Origin of the sequence: Trichocoleus desertorum ATA4-8-CV12, from assembly GCA_019358975.1 — a bacterium.
GTDB classification, from domain to species: Bacteria; Cyanobacteriota; Cyanobacteriia; order FACHB-46; family FACHB-46; genus Trichocoleus; species Trichocoleus desertorum_A.
Map to the genome: position 1 here is coordinate 136803 of JAHHIL010000001.1, position 18726 is coordinate 155528.

General features: G+C 50.8%; 16 protein-coding genes. 8 read left to right on the plus strand and 8 right to left on the minus strand.

All coding sequences use genetic code 11. The features are described 5' to 3' along the window. The first annotated feature begins 3 nt into the window (after window positions 1–3). Window positions 4–3567, plus strand: a complete 3564-nt coding sequence (locus KME12_00690) for a CHASE domain-containing protein (GenBank protein MBW4486283.1) — start codon at window positions 4–6, stop codon at window positions 3565–3567. 55 nt (window positions 3568–3622) lie between these two features. Here the strand turns inward: KME12_00690 and KME12_00695 are convergent, their stop codons facing one another. After that, window positions 3623–4201 carry a PadR family transcriptional regulator gene (locus KME12_00695; protein MBW4486284.1) on the minus strand — a complete coding sequence of 193 codons (579 nt, stop codon included), beginning with the start codon at window positions 4199–4201 and terminating at the stop codon, window positions 3623–3625. 125 nt (window positions 4202–4326) lie between these two features. Here KME12_00695 and KME12_00700 point away from each other — a divergent pair, with 125 nt between their 5' ends. The 3 genes from KME12_00700 to KME12_00710 all read left to right on the plus strand — a co-directional run bounded on the left by KME12_00700 (window position 4327) and on the right by KME12_00710 (window position 9541). Continuing rightward, window positions 4327–5745 (plus strand): efflux RND transporter periplasmic adaptor subunit, encoded by a 1419-nt coding sequence (locus KME12_00700; protein ID MBW4486285.1) that lies wholly within the window; start codon window positions 4327–4329, stop codon window positions 5743–5745. Continuing rightward, entirely contained in the window at window positions 5745–9050 is a 3306-nt protein-coding gene (locus KME12_00705) for an efflux RND transporter permease subunit (GenBank protein ID MBW4486286.1), read from the plus strand. Before KME12_00700 ends, KME12_00705 begins: the two co-directional genes overlap by 1 nt. A 71-nt stretch (window positions 9051–9121) precedes the next feature. Further along, complete coding sequence (locus tag KME12_00710; GenBank protein ID MBW4486287.1) at window positions 9122–9541, plus strand: DoxX family protein; 420 nt, start codon at window positions 9122–9124, stop codon at window positions 9539–9541. 189 nt (window positions 9542–9730) lie between these two features. Here the strand turns inward: KME12_00710 and KME12_00715 are convergent, their stop codons facing one another. Further along, window positions 9731–10099, minus strand: a complete 369-nt coding sequence (locus KME12_00715) for a hypothetical protein (protein MBW4486288.1) — start codon at window positions 10097–10099, stop codon at window positions 9731–9733. A gap of 323 nt (window positions 10100–10422) precedes the next feature. Here KME12_00715 and KME12_00720 point away from each other — a divergent pair, with 323 nt between their 5' ends. Continuing rightward, window positions 10423–10860, plus strand: a complete 438-nt coding sequence (locus KME12_00720; protein ID MBW4486289.1) for a peptidoglycan-binding protein — start codon at window positions 10423–10425, stop codon at window positions 10858–10860. An 85-nt stretch (window positions 10861–10945) separates the two neighbouring features. On the opposite strand, the gene KME12_00725 is transcribed toward KME12_00720, so the two are convergent. Further along, complete coding sequence (locus KME12_00725) at window positions 10946–11629, minus strand: HAD-IA family hydrolase (GenBank protein MBW4486290.1); 684 nt, start codon at window positions 11627–11629, stop codon at window positions 10946–10948. 201 nt (window positions 11630–11830) lie between these two features. Between KME12_00725 and ilvC the strand changes: the two genes are divergently transcribed. Continuing rightward, entirely contained in the window at window positions 11831–12847 is a 1017-nt protein-coding gene (gene ilvC / locus KME12_00730; protein MBW4486291.1) for a ketol-acid reductoisomerase, read from the plus strand. Between the two features lie 134 nt (window positions 12848–12981). On the opposite strand, the gene KME12_00735 is transcribed toward ilvC, so the two are convergent. The 3 genes from KME12_00735 to KME12_00745 all read right to left on the minus strand — a co-directional run bounded on the left by KME12_00735 (window position 12982) and on the right by KME12_00745 (window position 15313). Beyond that, window positions 12982–13200: a hypothetical protein gene (locus tag KME12_00735; protein ID MBW4486292.1), complete on the minus strand. Its 219-nt coding sequence runs from the start codon at window positions 13198–13200 to the stop codon at window positions 12982–12984. 127 nt (window positions 13201–13327) lie between these two features. Continuing rightward, entirely contained in the window at window positions 13328–14032 is a 705-nt protein-coding gene (locus KME12_00740) for an ABC transporter ATP-binding protein (protein ID MBW4486293.1), read from the minus strand. Between the two features lie 63 nt (window positions 14033–14095). Next, window positions 14096–15313: an ABC transporter permease gene (locus KME12_00745; GenBank protein MBW4486294.1), complete on the minus strand. Its 1218-nt coding sequence runs from the start codon at window positions 15311–15313 to the stop codon at window positions 14096–14098. Window positions 15314–15550: 237 nt separating this feature from the next. On the opposite strand from KME12_00745, the gene msrB reads away from it, so the two are divergent. Beyond that, entirely contained in the window at window positions 15551–16045 is a 495-nt protein-coding gene (gene msrB, locus KME12_00750) for a peptide-methionine (R)-S-oxide reductase MsrB (GenBank protein MBW4486295.1), read from the plus strand. Between the two features lie 100 nt (window positions 16046–16145). On the opposite strand, the gene KME12_00755 is transcribed toward msrB, so the two are convergent. Further along, the gene (locus tag KME12_00755) at window positions 16146–17213 is read right to left on the minus strand and encodes an alpha/beta fold hydrolase (protein ID MBW4486296.1); all 1068 of its coding nucleotides are present in this window, start codon (window positions 17211–17213) and stop codon (window positions 16146–16148) included. Window positions 17214–17471: 258 nt separating this feature from the next. Here KME12_00755 and KME12_00760 point away from each other — a divergent pair, with 258 nt between their 5' ends. Continuing rightward, window positions 17472–17900 (plus strand): VOC family protein, encoded by a 429-nt coding sequence (locus KME12_00760; protein ID MBW4486297.1) that lies wholly within the window; start codon window positions 17472–17474, stop codon window positions 17898–17900. Here the strand turns inward: KME12_00760 and KME12_00765 are convergent. Further along, window positions 17833–18501, minus strand: a complete 669-nt coding sequence (locus KME12_00765) for a triacylglycerol lipase (GenBank protein ID MBW4486298.1) — start codon at window positions 18499–18501, stop codon at window positions 17833–17835. The two genes, KME12_00760 and KME12_00765, sit on opposite strands and share 68 nt — an antisense overlap. Window positions 18502–18726 lie beyond the last annotated feature (225 nt).

Below are 18726 nucleotides of genomic sequence, written 5' to 3' on the forward strand. Positions count from 1 at the left end.
AACATGAAATTGCGCTTGTCTTGGCCACCTGTGCGGCTGCGCCGTACTTGGACTCCCTCTCTCGTTCTGGGGATAGCATTGTTGCTAACGACGGTTGCGACTGCTTACGTGGCGTCTGTAACGCGAGCGAAGGACCAATTACGCTTTGAGAATGCGGTTCAACGCACTGAAGATGCAATTGAAAATCGCCTAGATACTTACATCGCCCTTCTCCGCTCTAGTAGTGGTTTGTTCGCAGCAAATGAGCGCCTTAACCAAGCTCAATTTCGTGCTTATGTGCAACGCTTAGAACTTCAACAGCGCTATTCAGGTATTCAAGGCATTGGTTTTTCGGCGCGGGTGAGCGCAGCTGACAAGGATGCTTTTATAGCTGAGCTACGCCAACAAGGAATGGCGAACTTTGTCCTGCGACCCGATTCCCAACGAGCTGAGTACCACGCCGTTATTCACTTAGAGCCTCTGGATCGGCGGAATCAAGCTGCAATCGGGTTTGACATGTTTACAGAGCCTGTGCGACGGGCAGCGATGGAGCAGGCTCGTGATACTGGACTTCCTGCCGCTTCTGGCCGAGTCACGCTTGTACAAGAAATAGATCAAAACAAGCAAGCAGGCTTTTTGATTTATTTACCTGTGTACCGCAATGGCATTATGCCTAGCGCGATCGCAGAACGACGAGCAGCACTGCAAGGCTTTGTGTATAGCCCGTTTCGAGCCGATGATTTGATGGCGGGTATTTTTGGCAAGGAAAGATATCCTGTCATTGATTTTCAACTCTATGACGGCCTGACTTCCAGCCCTGAAACCCTACTCCATCGCTCTGATTACAAGCAAACCCAGCGTAATTCGTCTGAGCATCCCCAATTCACCACGGCCAGAAGGATCGAAATTGCAGGTCGTCCTTGGTACATCGTATTTAACTCGCGGCCCGAATTGGAACTCGCATCTGGGCAGGACTTAGTGTCTTATGTTGCCGTTGGTGGGTATTTACTCAGCTTGATTCTGTTTTGGGTCACGCGATCGCAGGTGCAAGCTCGGTCTGTGGCGGAGCGATCGATGGCTGAGTTGCATCAGTCAGATCAAGCCTTACGAGACAGTGAAGAGCGCTTCCGAACCCTGATCGAGCAATCGTCTTTGAGCATTCAAATTCTTGCTCCGGATGGCCGCACGCTTCAAGTAAACCAAGCTTGGGAGAAGCTCTGGGGTATCACGCTAGAGCAACTAGGTGCCTATAACATTTTGGCGGATCAGCAATTGGTTGAAAAAGGCATCATGCCTTATCTTCAGCAAGGGTTCGCCGGAACTGCCACTCCTATCCCGGCTGTCTTGTACGACCTAGAAGCAACCCTACCGGGTGCAACTAGACGCAAGGAAACTCAGCGTTGGGTTAGAGCTTTTATCTACCCTGTTAAGGACAAGCAAGGTCACCCTCGCGAGGTGGTACTGATGCACGAGGACATTACTGAGCAAAAACAAATAGAAACTGCTCTTAGAATTAGCGAAAGCCGCTTCAGGCGATTATTTGAGGCGGATATCATTGGTTTGTTCTTTGCGAAACGTGATGGTGCCGTTTCAGAAGCCAACCGTGCCTTTCTGCAAATGCTGGGCTACACAGAGGAAGACTTGCTAGCAGGCAAGCTCCGCTGGGATGCTTTGACCCCTGGTGAATATCGCTATTTAGATGAGCGAGCTATTCAAGAAGATCATCTGAGTGGCGTTTGTTCTCCTTACGAAAAGGAATTTATTCGCAAAGATGGTAGCCGTATTCCTGTCTTAGTAGGAGGTGCCCGTCTCGAAAACGATCCGAATGTCGGTCTTACTTTTGCTTTAGATTTAACCGAGCGCAAGCGGGCAGAAGATGCCATCCGGTTTCTCGCCCAAGCGAGTGCTGTTCTGGCCTCCTCTCTCGATTACGAAGTTACTTTAACCAGTGTTGCTCAACTGGTGGTGCCCACCTTGGCGGATTGGTGTGGGGTAGATATCATTCAACCGGATGGTTCGGTGCAGCAATTGGTTGTGGCTCATGTAGACCCAGACAAAGTCAAGCTAGGCCATAAACTTCGTCAGGAATATCCGCTAGATATAAATGCTCCGACTGGTCTAGCGAAGGTTTTACGCACAGGCCATTCCGAGCTCTATCCAGAGCTTACCGATGCAATGCTGATGCAGGGAGCCCGCGATCCTCGGCATCTAGAGATGATGCGAGAAATTGGCTTTCAGTCTCTCATGATTGTGCCTTTGGTAGCGCGTGAGCAGACTCTAGGAGCCATCATCTTTGTTGCCGCTGAGTCGGGTCGGCATTACAGCCAGGCAGATCTGGCGCTAGCAGAAGACTTGGCTCGTCGTGCGGCGATCGCGGTGGATAATGCTCGCCTCTATGCGATCGCCCAACAAGAACGCACCCAAGCCGAAAACGCCAACCGCACCAAAGATGAATTCTTAGCCACTTTGTCTCATGAGCTGAGAACTCCACTCAATGCCATGCTGGGTTGGACGCAATTGCTGCGATCGCGCCAGTTTGATGAAGCGATGGTGGCACGGGCTTTAGAAACGGTGGAACGCAATACCCGTTCGTTGGCAGCTTTGATCGAAGATATTTTGGATGTGTCTCGGATCATTACTGGTAAGCTGCGCCTGCAGATGCGTCCGGTGGAGCTGGCGACGGTGATTGCGGCTGCGATTGAAACGGTTCGCCCTGGGGCTGATGCCAAAGCCATTCACCTGCGATCCGAGCTTGATCCGCTGACTGGCCCCATTTCAGGCGATCGCGATCGTTTGCAGCAAATTGTCTGGAATCTGCTTGCCAATGCCATTAAGTTCACCCCGCAAGGGGGACGAGTAGAAATTCGGCTCCAGCGCGTCAACTCCCAAGCTGAAATCATAGTGAGCGATACAGGGCAGGGGATTGGCCCTGAATTTTTGCCGCATATTTGGGAGCGCTTCCGGCAAGCAGACAGTTCCACGACTCGTGCTTATGGAGGCTTGGGCCTAGGACTGGCGATCGTGCGACATTTGGTAGAGCTGCATGGCGGTACGGTGCAAGCCGAAAGCCCTGGTTTAGGGCAAGGAACCACTTTTAAGGTCAAGTTACCGCTGATAACAAGCTCTCTAGAGGCCACGACTGCAAACCCCATCCCGCTGCACCCTAGCGATCGCCTTGCTTTTCAGCCACGACTGGATCTGCAAGGGGTAAGAGTGTTGGTGGTGGATGACGAACCCGATACCCGCGATTTCTTAGCGATCGCCTTAGAGCAAAGTGGAGCTACAGTGATCACGGCGGCATCTGCCACAGAAGCTTTGGCGACGATTCAGCAGCAGCAACTTGATGTTTTGGTCAGTGACATTGGGATGCCTGAAACGGATGGCTATACCCTCATGGATCAGGTGCGATCGCTACCCCCCAACCAAGGAGGACACATTCCTGCGGCAGCGTTGACCGCTTATGCCAGAGAAGAAGATCGAACGCGGGCTCTCTTATGCGGCTTTCAACTACATGTGCCTAAACCCGTCAGCCCATCGGAGTTGATTGCTGTGGTTGCCAACCTAGCAGGACGCAAAAGCAGCCTCTAGCCCAGTGACAAGCAACATCTCTGTAACCAATTTTGACCAGTTCTGAGCTGGATGATTAGAACTGGCTATAAGTTGTGAACACGTCTGGATCAAGCGGTGGAGCGGTGGTTTCATGCACTGAACTGTTCATCTGTTCGCGTTGCAATTGCATCACCAACCATTGAATTTCATACTGCAACATCATCTCAAATCGTTGCCCGATGACAGCTTGGTAAGAATCGCTAGGGGTAGGCCCTGCTTGTTGACTCTCTAAGCGCAACCGACAGGTCATTAAGCGGTGCTCAATTAACTTCAGGCGCTCGGCTGGCTCCAAGTGGCTAAAGAAGAAAAACTTGATGCAAAACCGCGATCGCGCATTCACCCAGCTTTCATGGGGATGAGCCATCATTTCTTGCTTCCAGCGATCGCGCCCCTGCTCGGTGATTTGGAAGATCTTCCGGCTTGGCCCTGTTTGGCTGGCTTCCTCAATCTGAGTGGCAATTTCGCCTCGGTCTTCCAAGCGCTTCAGCAAAGGATAAATTGCGCCATAGTTGACACTGATACAACCACTCATAAACTGTTCTAGCTGCTGTTTCAGGCGGTATCCATGCAACGGTTGCTGTTGCAGCAGTCCGAGAGCGGCTAGTTCAAGCATGGGTTAATTCAGTAAAAAATTACTAGACTTGATTTATAACAAATTGATATACCTATTGAGTGTACCAAGATTTGTAAAGTAAAGTTAAAATCCTAGCTAAAGACGTTCGAGCGGTTCATTAGTTTATGCCACAGCCTGCTGATGTAAAGCCTCCAACCTCAGAACGATTTTCCCGACTGCTGGCTAGTCGAGCGTTCCTCCTCCTGCTGCTGATACCTGTGTCGGGTTGCGGAATTTTCTCCAAAGCAGATGCAGAAGCACCTCGCCAGCAGAATGGTGGAGCGGCGCGAGGCGGCCCAACTCCAGTGGATGTGGCGATCGCGGCAACTGGCTCTTTGCAAGAAAGTGTGGAATTTACCGGGACGACACAACCGCTCCGGGAAGTCTCTCTGCGCTCCCAAGTCGAGGGTCAACTGCTCGATCTCCTGGTAGATACGGGCGATACCGTGGATACAGGCCAAACCTTAGCCCAGCTGGATGCTTCTCTATTGACAACAGCTGTGGCAGAAGCCCAAGCCGAGTTAGCCGCTCGCCAGTCGGAAGTGGCTCAGGCAGAAGCAGAAGTGAATGATACCCGGACACAAGTAGAAGAAGCGCGGCTCCAACTGCAACAAGCTCAATCAGATGCGTCGCGTTTGCAGCAGTTGTTGGGAGAGGGGGCGATCGCTGCTCAACAAGCCGAACAAGCTCAAACCGAGGCTCGGACTGCCGCCCAAGCCCTCCGATCAGCTCAAGAACAAGTCCGTACCAGGCAGCAGGCTGTGGTGGCTGCTCAGGGGCGCGTAGCTGCTCAACGAGCGGTGGTGGCTCAAGCGAATGAACGTCAATCTTATGCCAGTCTTAGCTCTCCGGTGACAGGTGTAGTTTTGCGCCGGGGGCTCGATCCAGGGACTTTGGTGCAACCAGGGGCAGAAATTTTGCGCTTAGGCGATTTGAGTAGTGCCAAGGTCATGGTCGACGTTGCGGATAAGCAGCTTGGCTCCATTCGCCAGGGACAAGAGGTGCGGGTGAGCCTAGATGCGTTCCCCAACCAAGTGTTTGGCGGTGAAGTGACGCGAATTACGCCCGTCGCCAATGCGCTTTATGTCCCGGTAGAAATCACGATTCCTAACGAGAATGGTCGTGTGGGTAGTGGGATGTTTGCACGGGTGAGTTTTGTGCAACCGCGATCGCAACGAGTCGTGGTGCCAGAGTCGGCCATTCAATCCGAGCGAGGCCAACAATCTCAACAATCTCAGCAATCGTCACAAGCTCGACAGCAGCGTAACTCCAATGCCACTTTATTTGTGGTGGATAGCAATACGCAGGAACCGAAGGCGGTGGCTCGTTCTGTTACCTTAGGCCAGCAAGCCAACGGCAAAGTCGAAATTCTGTCTGGGCTGCGGGCGGGTGAACAGTTTGTGGCTCGCAGTGGCCGACCGCTCAAGGATGGTGCTCCGGTGCGTCTCAGCATTCTCTCCGAAACTCAACCTGGCCAAACTAGTCAGCCTAGTCAACCTGCTCAAACCACTCAACCTAACCAAACGCAAGGGAGACAGCGGTAATGCAAGCTCCGCAATCCAAGGGCTTTAGCGTCAGCGCGATCGCCATTCGACAGCATATTGGCACGTTAATGCTGACCCTGGCCGTGATTGTCGTCGGAATTTTCTTTCTGACGACGCTGCAAGTCGATCTGTTACCCTCCATCACTTATCCCCGAATTGGGGTACGGGTCGATGCCCCGGGAGTCTCCCCAGAAGTGGCAGTAGATGAAGTCACCAAGCCGCTGGAGGAAGCACTCTCCGCCACCGAGGGAGTGGTGCAAGTTTATTCCCAAACTCGCGAAGGTCAGGTGAGTTTAGATCTGTTCTTTCAACCGGGCGGCAATATTGACCAAGCCTTGAATGATGCTACTGCTGCTTTTAACCGGGCTAGGGGTCGTTTGCCAGAAACGATTGAAGAACCACGTCTCTTCAAAGCTGACCCTTCGCAATTACCTGTGTATGAGTTTGCGCTGACTTCGCCTTCCCGTGAAAGTGTGGATTTGCGCGTGTTTGCGGATGAAGAGTTAGCTCGTGAGTTAGGCGTTGTCCCTGGAGTCGCTTCCGTCGATGTCTCCGGTGGTGTAGCCGAAGAAGTGAGAGTTAACATCGACCTCAACCGTCTCCAAGCTTCTGGCGTAGGACTGACCGATGTGCTGGATGCTCTGCGCGATCGCAACGTGGATGTGGCTGGAGGCCGCATTCTTGGCTCTAGTGTAGAACCACTAACCCGTACCGTAGGCCGATTCCGCGACGCTAATGAAATTGCCAATCTGTCGTTTGAGACCAGAGGAACCAGCTCAGCCACTAGCCAAGACACCAGTAATGGAGCTACAGCATCTGGGAGCAGCAGCACTACAGCCTCCTCCACCCCTGCTCTCACAAGTCGGGTTTACCTGCGAGACTTTGCCGAAGTCATTGACGGAAATGAAGAACAGCGGGTGTTTGTGGCTCTGAATGGTCAACCTGCCGTTAAAGTCAGTGTGCAAAAGCAACCCGATGCTAATAGCATCACAGTTGTAGATGGAGTCAAAAAAAGGTTGGATGAACTCAAGCAATCTGGCTTAATTCCAGAAGATCTAGAGATCCGTCCAACCTTGGATGAGTCGCGCTTTATTCGTAACTCCATTTCTAATGTCACCAGTTCCGGGTTGATTGGGGCAGGTTTGGCCGCGATCGCCGTCTTGTTATTTCTAGGGTCTCTCCGCCAAACCTTGATCATTGTGCTGGCTATTCCTTTAGCAACTCTAGCCGCCATTATTCTGATGCGGTTGTTTGGCTTGTCGCTCAACGTCTTTAGTTTGGGTGGTCTTGCCCTGGGCGTGGGCATCGTGGTCGACAACTCGATTGTGATGCTAGAAACCATTGCCGAGGGCGCAGGCATGACACCAGGTAAAGCAGCTAGCGCCCCGATAAGCACAGAACAACTGCTTGACCAATCCGAGCAAAGTAGCCGTGAGGTTGAGTCCGCTCTCATTGCCTCCACTAGCACCAACCTGGTAGCCGTCTTGCCCTTTCTCCTGATTGGTGGGTTTGTTTCGCTACTGTTTAACGAACTGATTTTGACGATTAGTTTTGCCGTAGCTGCTTCCATTTTGGTGGCTGTAACGGTTGTGCCTGCCTTGACTTCCCGTTTGCTTGCAGTGCGCTGGTCGAGCGGCGTGAATCGGTTTTGGCTGCTGCGGCAGTTCAATCAGCGGTTTGAGGCTGCCACTTATGGATATGGTCGGTTCTTAACTCGCGTTTTGCAGCATCGCTTTTGGGTCGTAGCCGCGACAGTTGTGATTCTCGGTGGCAGTAGTTGGCTGATGGCAGGTCAAATTCCCCAAGAAATTCTGCCTCGCATCAACACCGGACAAGCCAACTTATTTGCTCAGTTTCCACCAGGTACCCCCTTAGAAACGAGCCAGAAGGTGATGGAGCGGGTGGATCAAATTTTGGCTCAACAACCGGAAACCGATTATGCGTTTACAACAGTCGGTGGTTCTCTCTTTGGCAACAGCACCAATGCTAATCCCTTGCGGGCTACTAGCACTGTGACCCTCAAGTCGGGAAGCGATGTAGAAGCTTACGTTGAGCGAGTGACCAAAGAGTTCGACAAGTTGAACTTAGCAGGCATCCGGTTGCGCCTCAGCCCTGGTCAAGTGCGAGGCATTGTCTTGACCAATTCGCCAGTCCGGGGGGCAGAAATTGATGTCATGCTGCAAGGTGTGAACACGCAGCAACTTAGCCAAGCAGGACGACAAATCTTGCAAACCCTAGACGATCGCGTCACGCTAGCCAGTTTTCGACCCGATGCGGATGAACGCCAGCCAGAAGTACAGATTCGGCCAGATTGGGAACGCCTTGCGACTGTGGGTTTAACCACTCAAGACATCGGTGACACTATTCAAACTGCAATCGAAGGCTCAGTGCCCACCCAACTTCAGCGAGGCAATCGCTTAGTGGATGTGCGAGTGGAGCTTGATCAAGATTCTATTCGTCAACCTTCTGAGTTGGCCCAACTCCCCTTGTTTGTCGAGGACAACCGCCGGATTCAGCTCGGTGATGTGGCTCGAATTGAAGAAGGCCAAGCACCAGGTGAAATTCAGCGGATTAACCAGAGACAAGTGTTCATCATTGCTGGCAGTTTGAACGAGGGAGCCAGCTTAGGCGAGGCTCTAGAGCAAGTTGATAGTGTTCTCTCTGAGATCGAGCTGCCTGAGGGAGTGACCGTGTTGCCTAGCTCTGCTGCTGAGTCGAGCCGACAGTTGCAAGATTCACTCAAGGTTTTGGGTGGCCTAGCTGCGTTTCTCGTCTTCGTCGTGATGGCAGTGCAATATAACTCCCTGATTGACCCGTTGGTAATTATGCTGACCGTGCCCTTGGCGTTAGCAGGTGGCATCCTGGGTCTATTTGTTACTAAGACTGCAATCGGGGCGACAGTCCTTGTGGGTGCTGTGCTGTTGGTGGGGATTGTGGTCAACAACGCCATCATCATGGTGGAACTCGCCAATCAAATTTTGGAGCGAGAAGGCTGCGATCGCAAAACCGCGATTCTCAAAGCCGCGCCTCAACGGTTACGCCCAGTCCTGATGACCACCATCACCACCGTTTTAGGTTTATTTCCCTTGGCATTAGGCATTGGCGAAGGATCAGAGTTTTTACAACCGCTCGGCATCGTCGTTTTTTCTGGCCTATCCCTCGCCACTGTACTAACGCTGTTTATCATCCCCTGCTTCTACACCTTGCTCCACGATTGGCACGGTGGCTTAGGGCGCAAACGACGAGTGGTTCCTCAACCTGTTCCTGTAGAAGTGCCTGCTCCCACGGTCTCTGGTCGGCGCTAAAAGCTAACTCTCGGTAGAAGCGGCAACGGCAGGCGATCGCTATCCTGGGACTAGCGTTTCCCAAAGTTTCTATGCCCTCTGCCCCGCAATCGCGCGATCGCCGCAAAGAAATCCTTCGGGGCATCTTTGCGGTTTGTCTGATCATGGTTGGTATCAGCCACTTCCTAGTACCAGAGCAATACGCCCGCATCGTCCCCCCACCCTTTCCTCCCTTTGCCTCCGTCTACATTAGTGGCGTCTTCGAGATCCTCGGTGGGATTGGCTTATTGATTCCCTTCGTCAGCGTGGCAGCAGCTTGGGGCCTAATTTCTTTGTTTATCGCTGTGTTTCCGGCCAACATCTACATGGCCCTGCACAACATCAAGCTCGATGGGATTCCGCAAAACCAAGCTCTCTACTGGGCCAGACTTCCCCTCCAGGCCGTACTCATTGCTTGGGCTTACTGGTACACCCGCAACCCAGAAGCCCAACCCGGAGCCGAAAAATCGTAGCTCAAACTAGCTTCCTCACCCAGCAAAGATGATGGACTTAACCCCAGCTTCTCCCCTATTAAGGAAGGTAGGCTGATCGACTAGAAAAAGAAAGTTAATCATTTTTTGGAGGGGGCCTGGGGGACGCAACCGTCCCTCAGCGGGGGTTTGGGGGCGAGTGCCCCCAATGCTCGATTCTTACCCAAAGATTCAGCGCTGATCGTAACGCTTCCAATAATGGTGATAGCGAATTACCTGATCCGTACTCGTCTCAAACGGATAAGCCCCACCCAAAATCCGAATTTTAGAACACCCGAACAAGCCTTGTAACCGCGTCGAGATCGGCAGCAAACTATTCATCACCTGCGATCGCACATTGCTACTCGTGCAAGTAATAATTAGCTCCACCCCTCGCTCTAGCGGTACCAGTTGCCAATCACAAAAACTAAAGAGCGAGTTGAGCGTACGGCTGAACGAACTAGAAAAACGTTGATACCGAGCCACTGCCTGACTCAACTGCTGAGCGATCGCAGTATCGGTACTCCCAGAGTGAGGCTGATCATCTGGTTGTGTATTCATTCTTACCGTATGTGAAGTCGCGAACTTGGATTTAGTATTCTTAAGCGATTTTCGGATTCCCACAAGTCGGTTTTTACGGGTTATTGCGGTCATTGGGAATTTTTGCCAAGTTGCGATCGCTAGTGCTTTTATAGACATTCGTATTACTGACAACTAACTTTAGCAATTAAACAACTTCACTCTTATTCCCAACATTTCCTCAATCCAATAGGAGTAAAGCAAGCTCATGCGGTTGGATGACCACACCGTAGGAGGTGACAGCAGTGCTGCCAAAGCTAATTTGAGATCAATCAAGCCCTTACTCAAGCAGCAGGAATTGCATCATGGCTTACTCTCTAACTCAAATCAAAGAAGTTTTGGATGGATTGGGATATAACCTAGGCCCCAACGGCATCAACGGCAACTACGATGCCACCTTAGATATCTACACTCAGGCAGCATTACGTGAATTTCAGGCTCAATATGGCCTGTCCAGCACAGGTAGATTAGATGCCGCAACGGAAATTAAAGCTGAACAAATCGTGAAAAATCTTCAGTACAGCTTGAATTTAACCGTCAATGCCAAGCTGCCTGTGAGTGCGTTCTATGGCCCTCTGACTCTGCGAGCCATGAAGACCTTCCAACAAACCTATAGCTTGCCAGCAACTGGAATTGCTAATTTAACCGTTCGCAAAAAGCTGGACGAAGAAGCTAAAAAGCGTCTGCCTCGTGGCGCAGATTTTAACCCTCCTCAAGAGGAAGTACTACAACCAGTAGTTTAAGTAGCTGCTTAAGCTAAATCATTGTGACAAACTTCTTGCTCTCATCCCCCTACTCAGGGGGTTTTTTGCGTTTTTAGCTTTTCTACTAGGTCATTGTCTGAGCAGAAACAGGCTGCACCATCTGATTCACAGCACTCAACAAGTCATTGGCAACCACATCTGGCTTAGGATAAACGCTCAAGTAATCTCCCTCTTGCTGAGTGATAAAAGCCGTTTTGTAACCAGCTCGGGCAGCCCCTGCAATATCCCAAGCGTGAGCTGCAATCATCCAAGCCTCCCCTACAATTGCTTGGCGAGGCAAATCATAAACTTTCGGATGCGGTTTGGTTTTTTGGATGGCATCACAAGAGAAAACGTTAGCAAAATATTCTGAGCTACCTGCTTGCTCCAAGAGTTTGCGGGTAGAATCCTCACTGCCATTGGTTAAAGCAATGAGTTGCCAACCCGCCTGAGCTAGTTTCTGAAAAGCTTCTAGGGCATCTGGTTGTAGTTCTAGTTGAGAGAAAGCGGCGATCGCCTGAGCTTGTTGATCTGCATTTGCCTCAACCCCCAGTAGCTTCAGCGTTCTAGGCAGTTCTGCTTCTAGCACTTGTTTGAGTGGGCAGTACCCTCCTGCATGCGAAAGAGCAAAGGCGTCCCTCAGAGTTTGAGCAAACCACAGTTCTAGCGCTTGAGGCGGTGCCCCCATTTCTATTAATTGCTGACGGGGTTGCTCCAAGCTGAAGCAGGTGCCAATGATGTCGAAGATAGCAGTGCCTATAGGTGCCATACGATAAAAAGACTCTGGAAGTTGGCTGTATTCTCATCGGGATTTTCTGCTTCAGCCTCAATACAAGGTTAGAAAAATCGTACTTCTAGCCGTTCAATTATTTTTTTAATAACGAGTTTCGTTTAAAGATGGGTCGCGCTATTTGCAACGGTCTTGAGACATAAGTCTGATAAGATTAAGAGTTTGCAGAGAATCACGCGCATGCGGTCAGGAGACACCGATATGGCTCGAATGTATTACGACGCTGATGCCAATTTAGACTTATTAGCTGGAAAAACCATTGCAATCATTGGCTATGGCTCTCAAGGTCATGCCCACGCTCTCAATCTCAAAGATAGTGGCATGAACGTCATCGTCGGGCTGTATCCAGGGAGCAAATCTGCTACAAAGGCCCAAGAATCAGGTTTGGCGGTTAAAAACGTCGCTGATGCTGCGGCTGCGGCTGACTTCATCATGATCTTGTTGCCTGATGAAGTACAAAAGACCGTTTACAAAGAAGAGATTGAACCCAACCTGAAAGCAGGCAAAGTTCTCGCTTTTGCGCACGGCTTTAATATTCATTACGGTCAGATCGTGCCTCCCAGTGATGTAGACGTGGTGATGGCTGCGCCCAAAGGCCCTGGTCACTTAGTGCGTCGGACTTATGAGCAAGGCCAAGGCGTGCCTGCTCTGTTTGCGGTCTATCAAGATGCGTCTGGTCAAGCTCGCGACCTCGCAATGGCTTATGCCAAAGGCATTGGGGGCACTCGTGGTGGCATCCTGGAAACCACTTTCCGCGAAGAAACCGAAACTGACTTGTTTGGAGAGCAGGTGGTTCTGTGCGGTGGTTTGAGTGCGCTGATCAAGGCTGGTTTCGAGACCTTGGTAAATGCTGGCTATCAACCAGAGTTGGCTTACTTTGAGTGCTTGCACGAAGTGAAGCTGATTGTGGATCTGATTGTGGAAGGTGGCTTGGCGAAGATGCGTGACAGCATCTCCAACACGGCTGAGTATGGTGATTTGACTCGTGGGCCTCGCATTGTCACGGATAGCACTCGTGCTGAGATGAAGAAGGTGCTGAGCGAGATTCAATCGGGTCAGTTTGCTCGTGAGTTTGTGCTAGAAAACCAATCGGGTAAGGCTGGGTTTACAGCCATGCGTCGTCAGGAAGCGGAGCATCCGATTGAGGATGTGGGTAAGGATCTGCGGGCGATGTTTAGCTGGTTGAAGGAAGCTTAATTGCAGAAAGAGTTTGGGGGCGTTTGCCCCCAAGCCCCCATTGAGGGACGCAACCGTCCCTCAAACTCCCTCCAAAAGGGTTTGGTTTGCTTTGTTTTAGCTTTTTTCTTTTTTTTATAGATCGGCCTTAGAGGTTAGGGAGTGTCTTGTTCTTGTTCTAAGGCCTTTTCGGTGCGTTGGTAGGGTTTGGTTTTAGGTCGCCAGGAAGGAAATATACCTGCGATCGCGGAGTTCAGAGCAGTACGGGTGCTGAGGCTGGCTCCACTCAGAGGTTGGGGCAGAAAGCTGTCGCCTAGCGCTACGAATAAAATGGCGACTAGCAAAATGAAGGGGATTGGCAGTTTGCGAAACATAGCGGAACTTACCTAAAGGGAACTGGCATCCTCAGTTTCAGTTTTCCCTTAAACTTCAAGTCATCCGTCTAATTGAAGGTAGCGCAATATTTATTTAAATTAGTTGAGCTTGCTGAGCACTAGTGAATTAGGCGGCTGCAACTTGGCCGAGTTCTTCGGGTTGTAAGTGGGAGTGCAGGACTTGACCGTCGCGGAACCAGACGATGCGTTTGGTGAGGCGGGCGACGTCGGGTTCGTGGGTGACGATGACGATGGTAATGCCACTGGTGTTGAGTTCGGTAAAGATGTCCATCACTTCTTTGGTGGTGCGGGTGTCGAGTGCGCCTGTTGGTTCATCGGCTAGGAGCAAAACGGGGCGATTGACGATCGCGCGGGCAATGGCGACTCGCTGTTGTTGTCCACCAGAAAGTTGGTTGGGTTTGTTGTTCATGCGGTTCCCTAGGCCCACTCGTTTCAGGGCTTCTGCGGCGCGATCGCGGCGTTCGTCGTTGGGAACATTCGCGTAAACCATTGGCAGCATTACATTCTCTAAAGCGCTGAGCTGCTGTAGTAAATGGAATTGCTGGAAAACAAACCCAATCTTGCGATTGCGGATATGGGCCAGTTCTGAATCGTTAAGGCGGGAGACATCAACACCATCTAGGTAGTAACTGCCTGAGGTGGGGCGATCTAAGCAGCCAATCATGTTCATCATGGTGGATTTCCCGGAACCGGAAGCGCCCATGATGGAGCAATATTCTCCTTTTTCAATCACTAAGTCTACATCTGCCAAGGCTCGGACTTCGGTTTCGCCGGAGCCGTAGGTTTTCGCAATGTTTTCTAAGCGGATAATGACTGAGGTGGGCATGGCGATCGCTCTTACAACTCCTTAAGCATTTTTCTTATGCACTTCTTTCTATGCACTTCTCAATGCGACGATGGGGTCTAGCTTAGCGGCTTGACGCGCAGGCACAACTCCAAAGAACAAGCCGATACCACCCGAAACGCCCACTGCAACTAGAATCGCGACTGGGGAAACGCCCGCTTTCAAGGGAGTAACTGCACCGACCAGCCAAATGCCGCTGGTACCGATGAAGGTGCCGATCGCGCCTCCTAGAGCAGCTAGGATCACTGATTCAATCATGAACTGAATCAAGATATCTTGCTGGGTTGCGCCGATGGCTTTCCGCAGACCAATTTCATGGGTGCGTTCTCGCACCGATACGAGCATGATATTCATGATGCCCACGCCACCCACAAAGAGAGAAATACCTGCGATCGCCGCCAGCATAATGGTTAAGGCCCCGGTGACATTGCCCACTACCTTGAGTGCGTCTTTCTGCGTTTGCACCGTAAAGTCGTCATCCCCGGTGATTTTATGTCGCAATCTCAGCAGATTGGTGATCTGGAACTGGGCGGCTTCCACACTTTTCTCGTTTTTGGCCGAGGCAACAATGAAGGTTAAGTCAATGCCGTAGGGAGAGGTACGCCCCACAATGCGGCTGGACATGGTGGTCAGCGGAATATAAAGTGTGTCGTCTTGGTTGTTGCCCAGAAAGGCTCCTTTCGCTTCCATGACCCCAACGACTTGAAAGCTGACATTTTTAATCCGAATCTGTTTGCCCACGGGCTCTTCGCTGCCAAACAGTTTTTCGGCGATTTCTGCGCCAAGCGCAACGACTTGATTGTTACGTTCTAAATCTAGCTCGCTAATAAATCGTCCTTGCGCCACATTAAAGTCACGAGCGGTAAGAAACTCTGGTGTCGTGCCAATAATGATGGAGTTGGTGTTCTTATTCAGATAAGTGACTAACTGCTGGCTGTTAATTTGCGGAGCAACGGCATTGACAGAAGGCACTTGAGTCGCGATCGCTCTGGCATCAGCAAGAACTAGCGTTTTGGGAACTTCAAAGGTGGAGCGCTGGGCTTCTCTCGACCCAGGCACAATGAACAGCACGTTCGGCCCTAAGGATTCAAACTGCTCGGCAGCGTACTTCTGGGCTCCTTGCCCGATGCCTACCATTGCAATCACAGAAGCGTTGCCGATAATGATACCGAGCATAGTCAGGCTACTCCGCAGTTTGTTGGCAGTAAGGGTAGTAACGGCCATCTTGACGCTTTCTAGCGAATCCATGCTGTGACCTCACAAAGGGCTTAGTAGAACTTGAGCTGACTACAACTTCACCCTAGCGTACAGTTGAGAATTTTTGTCTAGGCACAGCCTAGAACCGAAGCCCTTGGAGGCACCTGCCCTTAAATCCCCATTGAGGCCCCCACTGAGGGACGGTTGCATCCCCCAGACCTGCGCCAAAAAGTTGCAACTTAGGGTTGGCTGACGACTCAGCTGCTTTGCAAACTTCATAATGGATAAATGAAGAGACGAAACTTTATCTGGGCGGGTGCAGCAATTGTTGGCTCAGCCTGGAGCTTATCTTTTTTACGCGGGAACTCAAGCGCTATGACAACGACCAACGAGAATTTTGAAGTTACTAAAACCGAAGCAGAGTGGCGGCAGATTTTGACGCCAGAACAGTTTCAGGTGCTACGTCAGCATGGAACCGAGCGGGCTGGCACTAGCCCATTAGATAAGCAGTATGGCCAAGGCACTTATGTCTGTGCGGGCTGTGAGTTGCCACTATTCCCCTCTGAAACCAAATTTGATAGCCGCACGGGTTGGCCTAGCTTCTACGCTCCGATTGAGGATGCGATCGCGACTACCACTGATAAGTCTTGGTTTATGACCCGGGTGGAGGTGCATTGTCATCGTTGTGGAGGTCATCTGGGTCATGTGTTTGATGATGGTCCTCGGCCTACGGGTCAGCGCTACTGCATGAACGGAGTTTCGCTCAAGTTTCTCCCTGCTTAAGCAACTTGAGACCTAACCCCCGGCCCCTTCCCTAGCAGGGAAGGGGAGACAGCTCCAAAGCCTCTCTCGAATTTGGCGAGGGTTTGGAGAGAGGTTTGCCTTAGCGGTTTTGGGGGTCGAGTCCCATGAGTAACCGATAGCGGTTGGTCTCAGGGATATAGCGCCGACCGCGAATTTCATCTGGGATTTGGTTACGGATTACTTGTCTCATATCAGTCACGACTCGCGGCACAGTGACGAAATAGCCATGCTCGGCGGGATCGGTGATGCGCGAAATAATATCGGTGCAGTCGATCGGGTAGACGTTTCGAGGCAGCGATCGCGGTTGCATAGGGCCATCGGTGCCAAGTCGGGGAGGGTTCCCTTTTAGGGTGTCGCTAGCCCACAAAGCTAAGTCGTTGCGGTTGAAGTAGACGCTAGTGCGACGAGTGATGCGGGGCAAGGAAAATAGTTTGTAGTCAAGATCGAAGGCATCATCATCTTCGTCGGCTGCCATCAGCAACACTTGATCAAAGATTCTCGGTAGCTGAACCACTTGGTTTTTAACTTCTTGCATGGCAGCTCGCAACACATAAGCGCCCATGCTATGAGCAATCAGGTGTAATCGTTGGTTGCAAGGGGGCTGGGAGTTCTGATTAATTTTGTTAATAAAGTCAGCAAGTTTTAAGAAGGCACGGGCAAAGGCGACACCAGAAGCAGCTGCATCCAGGCGATCATTTTTGTAGGCAACGGCATCACGCGATCGCGGATTGGTCAACAGCAAGGAACCATCGGAGGGCCAGGAAAAGACACACATATTCAGCTTGAGGGGCTGTGCTGGATTGAGTGGGTCGTTGGCGGTCAGGACTTGGTGTAACCGAGCTGCATAGCTTAAGGCTCCATGAAAGGAGGTGTTGAAACCATGAATGAAGATGATGGTATCTTCGCCTATCTGAGCCATGTCTTGCTGAACTTGCTCAAATATAGTTTGGCTACCCAACACAGGCGGCTCGGCAAATAAATCCTCAGGAGCCACTCGAATCTGAAACTGATCAAATTCGGGGCCTGAGACTTCGGCTCGACCAAAGCGCAAATTTGCTAGACCGTCATCGCTAAAGTTACGACCAAAGTCATCAGGGTTTACGTCTCGATTAGGACGGCGGTTAGTAGCAAAATAAATTCTGGTCATATGCCTACTTCGAATTACTATTTTTGCAGCAGCTGATCTGTTCGCGATTATTGGGTTGAATTGAGAGTCATTGAGCAGCGTGCCTGCCAAAAATCAGACCATGATTCAGATTGCCATTGAAGAGATTACCCGTAGTTCTTAATACTTCAGTTATCTAAAGAAGATGGTTTCATAAAATCAGATTTTGTGGGGCGATCGCGATTTGAAAACAGCTTTAAAGAGTTGACGAGTGTTAGCAATCTATTGATAGAGCGTGTTATGAATCCTGTCTTGTTTCACTTGGCTTTTCCAGTGACTGACATTGCCCAGACCAAAGTCTTTTATGCAGATGGGCTGGGTTGTACGGTGGGACGCGAGAATGCAACCTCCGTGATCCTCAATTTATATGGGCATCAATTGGTGGCTCACACAACTTCAGAACTGCTCACACCGCAACGGGGCATTTATCCTAGGCATTTTGGGTTGGTGTTTACCTCAGAGTCCGACTGGGAAGAACTGCTAGAGCGATCGCAACAACGACAATTGCGTTTTTACCAAGAACCAAAGCGCCGTTTCCCCGGTCTGCCTCTAGAACACCGCACCTTCTTTCTCGAAGATCCCTTTCACAATCTGCTGGAATTTAAGTTCTACTGCCATCCAGCGGCAATTTTTGGCGATCGCGACTTTGCTCAAGTGGGCGATCGCTAGAGATAGAAACCTGGAGGGGAGTTTGGAGGCAGGAAGCCACAGCTTGCAAACTCTGGGGATGAGACACCATCCAAGCATGGCTCGGCACCCAAACTGGCACACTTTGTCCTATAGGCATGAGTGAACTATTGGCGGGCACAATCATCAAGTCTAGAGGGGTCCAAATGGAGGTGAAATCAAGCCGACTTAACACCTCAGTATCCTGATTTAAGTCTTGCAAAAAAGCACTTCCAGGTCGCATTTGTCTACAACCAGGCCGCTCGGAGCCATAGGCGATCCAAGTCCCCTGGTGGGGTGAAGCAATGGTGACAAAACGTTTAACTTGGGCAATTCCGCCTAGGCGCTGTACATAGTAACGGCTAACAATGCCACCCATACTAAAGCCAACTAAATCAAAGGGTTGTTCTGGAGCAAAGGTGCTAGCTACATAATTAGAAACTTGGGCCGCTAGATATTCCAAGCCTAAGTGACCGTTGTTAGGGGTTAAGCTAAGACTGTGGACTGAGTAACCTAATCGCGTTAAGTAACGAGACATGGAGTGGAAGACGGCTTCGGTGTCGTTAATGCCGTGAATTAGCAACACTGGATGGCGAAAACCCATGCAACTCCCTTACGTTTTCTGTTTGCATCTCTAGCTTAGACAGAGGCGATCGCGATTTTGAGCTTTGTTTAGGACAGCTGATTGACTGGCTAAAAGCAAACGCTAAAACCAGAGGGTCAATTCTGCAAAACAGGTCTGCATAATAAGTCTGCAAAACAAGATAAAAGTCTACAAAGCAGTGTGGTTCAAGGTAGCGTCTTCGGAGTGAGTATTTGTACCTCCTAT

Bases quoted from the DNA above. Each gene is read 5' to 3' on its own strand.
- KME12_00690 (MBW4486283.1), top strand. From the start codon at position 4: ATGAAATTGCGCTTGTCTTGGCCACCTGTGCGGCTGCGCCGTACTTGG.
- KME12_00695 (MBW4486284.1), bottom strand. From the start codon at position 4,201: ATGCTTGAACTAGCCGCTCTCGGACTGCTGCAACAGCAACCGTTGCAT.
- KME12_00700 (MBW4486285.1), top strand. From the start codon at position 4,327: ATGCCACAGCCTGCTGATGTAAAGCCTCCAACCTCAGAACGATTTTCC.
- KME12_00705 (MBW4486286.1), top strand. From the start codon at position 5,745: ATGCAAGCTCCGCAATCCAAGGGCTTTAGCGTCAGCGCGATCGCCATT.
- KME12_00710 (MBW4486287.1), top strand. From the start codon at position 9,122: ATGCCCTCTGCCCCGCAATCGCGCGATCGCCGCAAAGAAATCCTTCGG.
- KME12_00715 (MBW4486288.1), bottom strand. From the start codon at position 10,099: ATGAATACACAACCAGATGATCAGCCTCACTCTGGGAGTACCGATACT.
- KME12_00720 (MBW4486289.1), top strand. From the start codon at position 10,423: ATGGCTTACTCTCTAACTCAAATCAAAGAAGTTTTGGATGGATTGGGA.
- KME12_00725 (MBW4486290.1), bottom strand. From the start codon at position 11,629: ATGGCACCTATAGGCACTGCTATCTTCGACATCATTGGCACCTGCTTC.
- ilvC (MBW4486291.1), top strand. From the start codon at position 11,831: ATGCGGTCAGGAGACACCGATATGGCTCGAATGTATTACGACGCTGAT.
- KME12_00735 (MBW4486292.1), bottom strand. From the start codon at position 13,200: ATGTTTCGCAAACTGCCAATCCCCTTCATTTTGCTAGTCGCCATTTTA.
- KME12_00745 (MBW4486294.1), bottom strand. From the start codon at position 15,313: ATGGATTCGCTAGAAAGCGTCAAGATGGCCGTTACTACCCTTACTGCC.
- msrB (MBW4486295.1), top strand. From the start codon at position 15,551: ATGAAGAGACGAAACTTTATCTGGGCGGGTGCAGCAATTGTTGGCTCA.
- KME12_00755 (MBW4486296.1), bottom strand. From the start codon at position 17,213: ATGACCAGAATTTATTTTGCTACTAACCGCCGTCCTAATCGAGACGTA.
- KME12_00760 (MBW4486297.1), top strand. From the start codon at position 17,472: ATGAATCCTGTCTTGTTTCACTTGGCTTTTCCAGTGACTGACATTGCC.
- KME12_00765 (MBW4486298.1), bottom strand. From the start codon at position 18,501: ATGGGTTTTCGCCATCCAGTGTTGCTAATTCACGGCATTAACGACACC.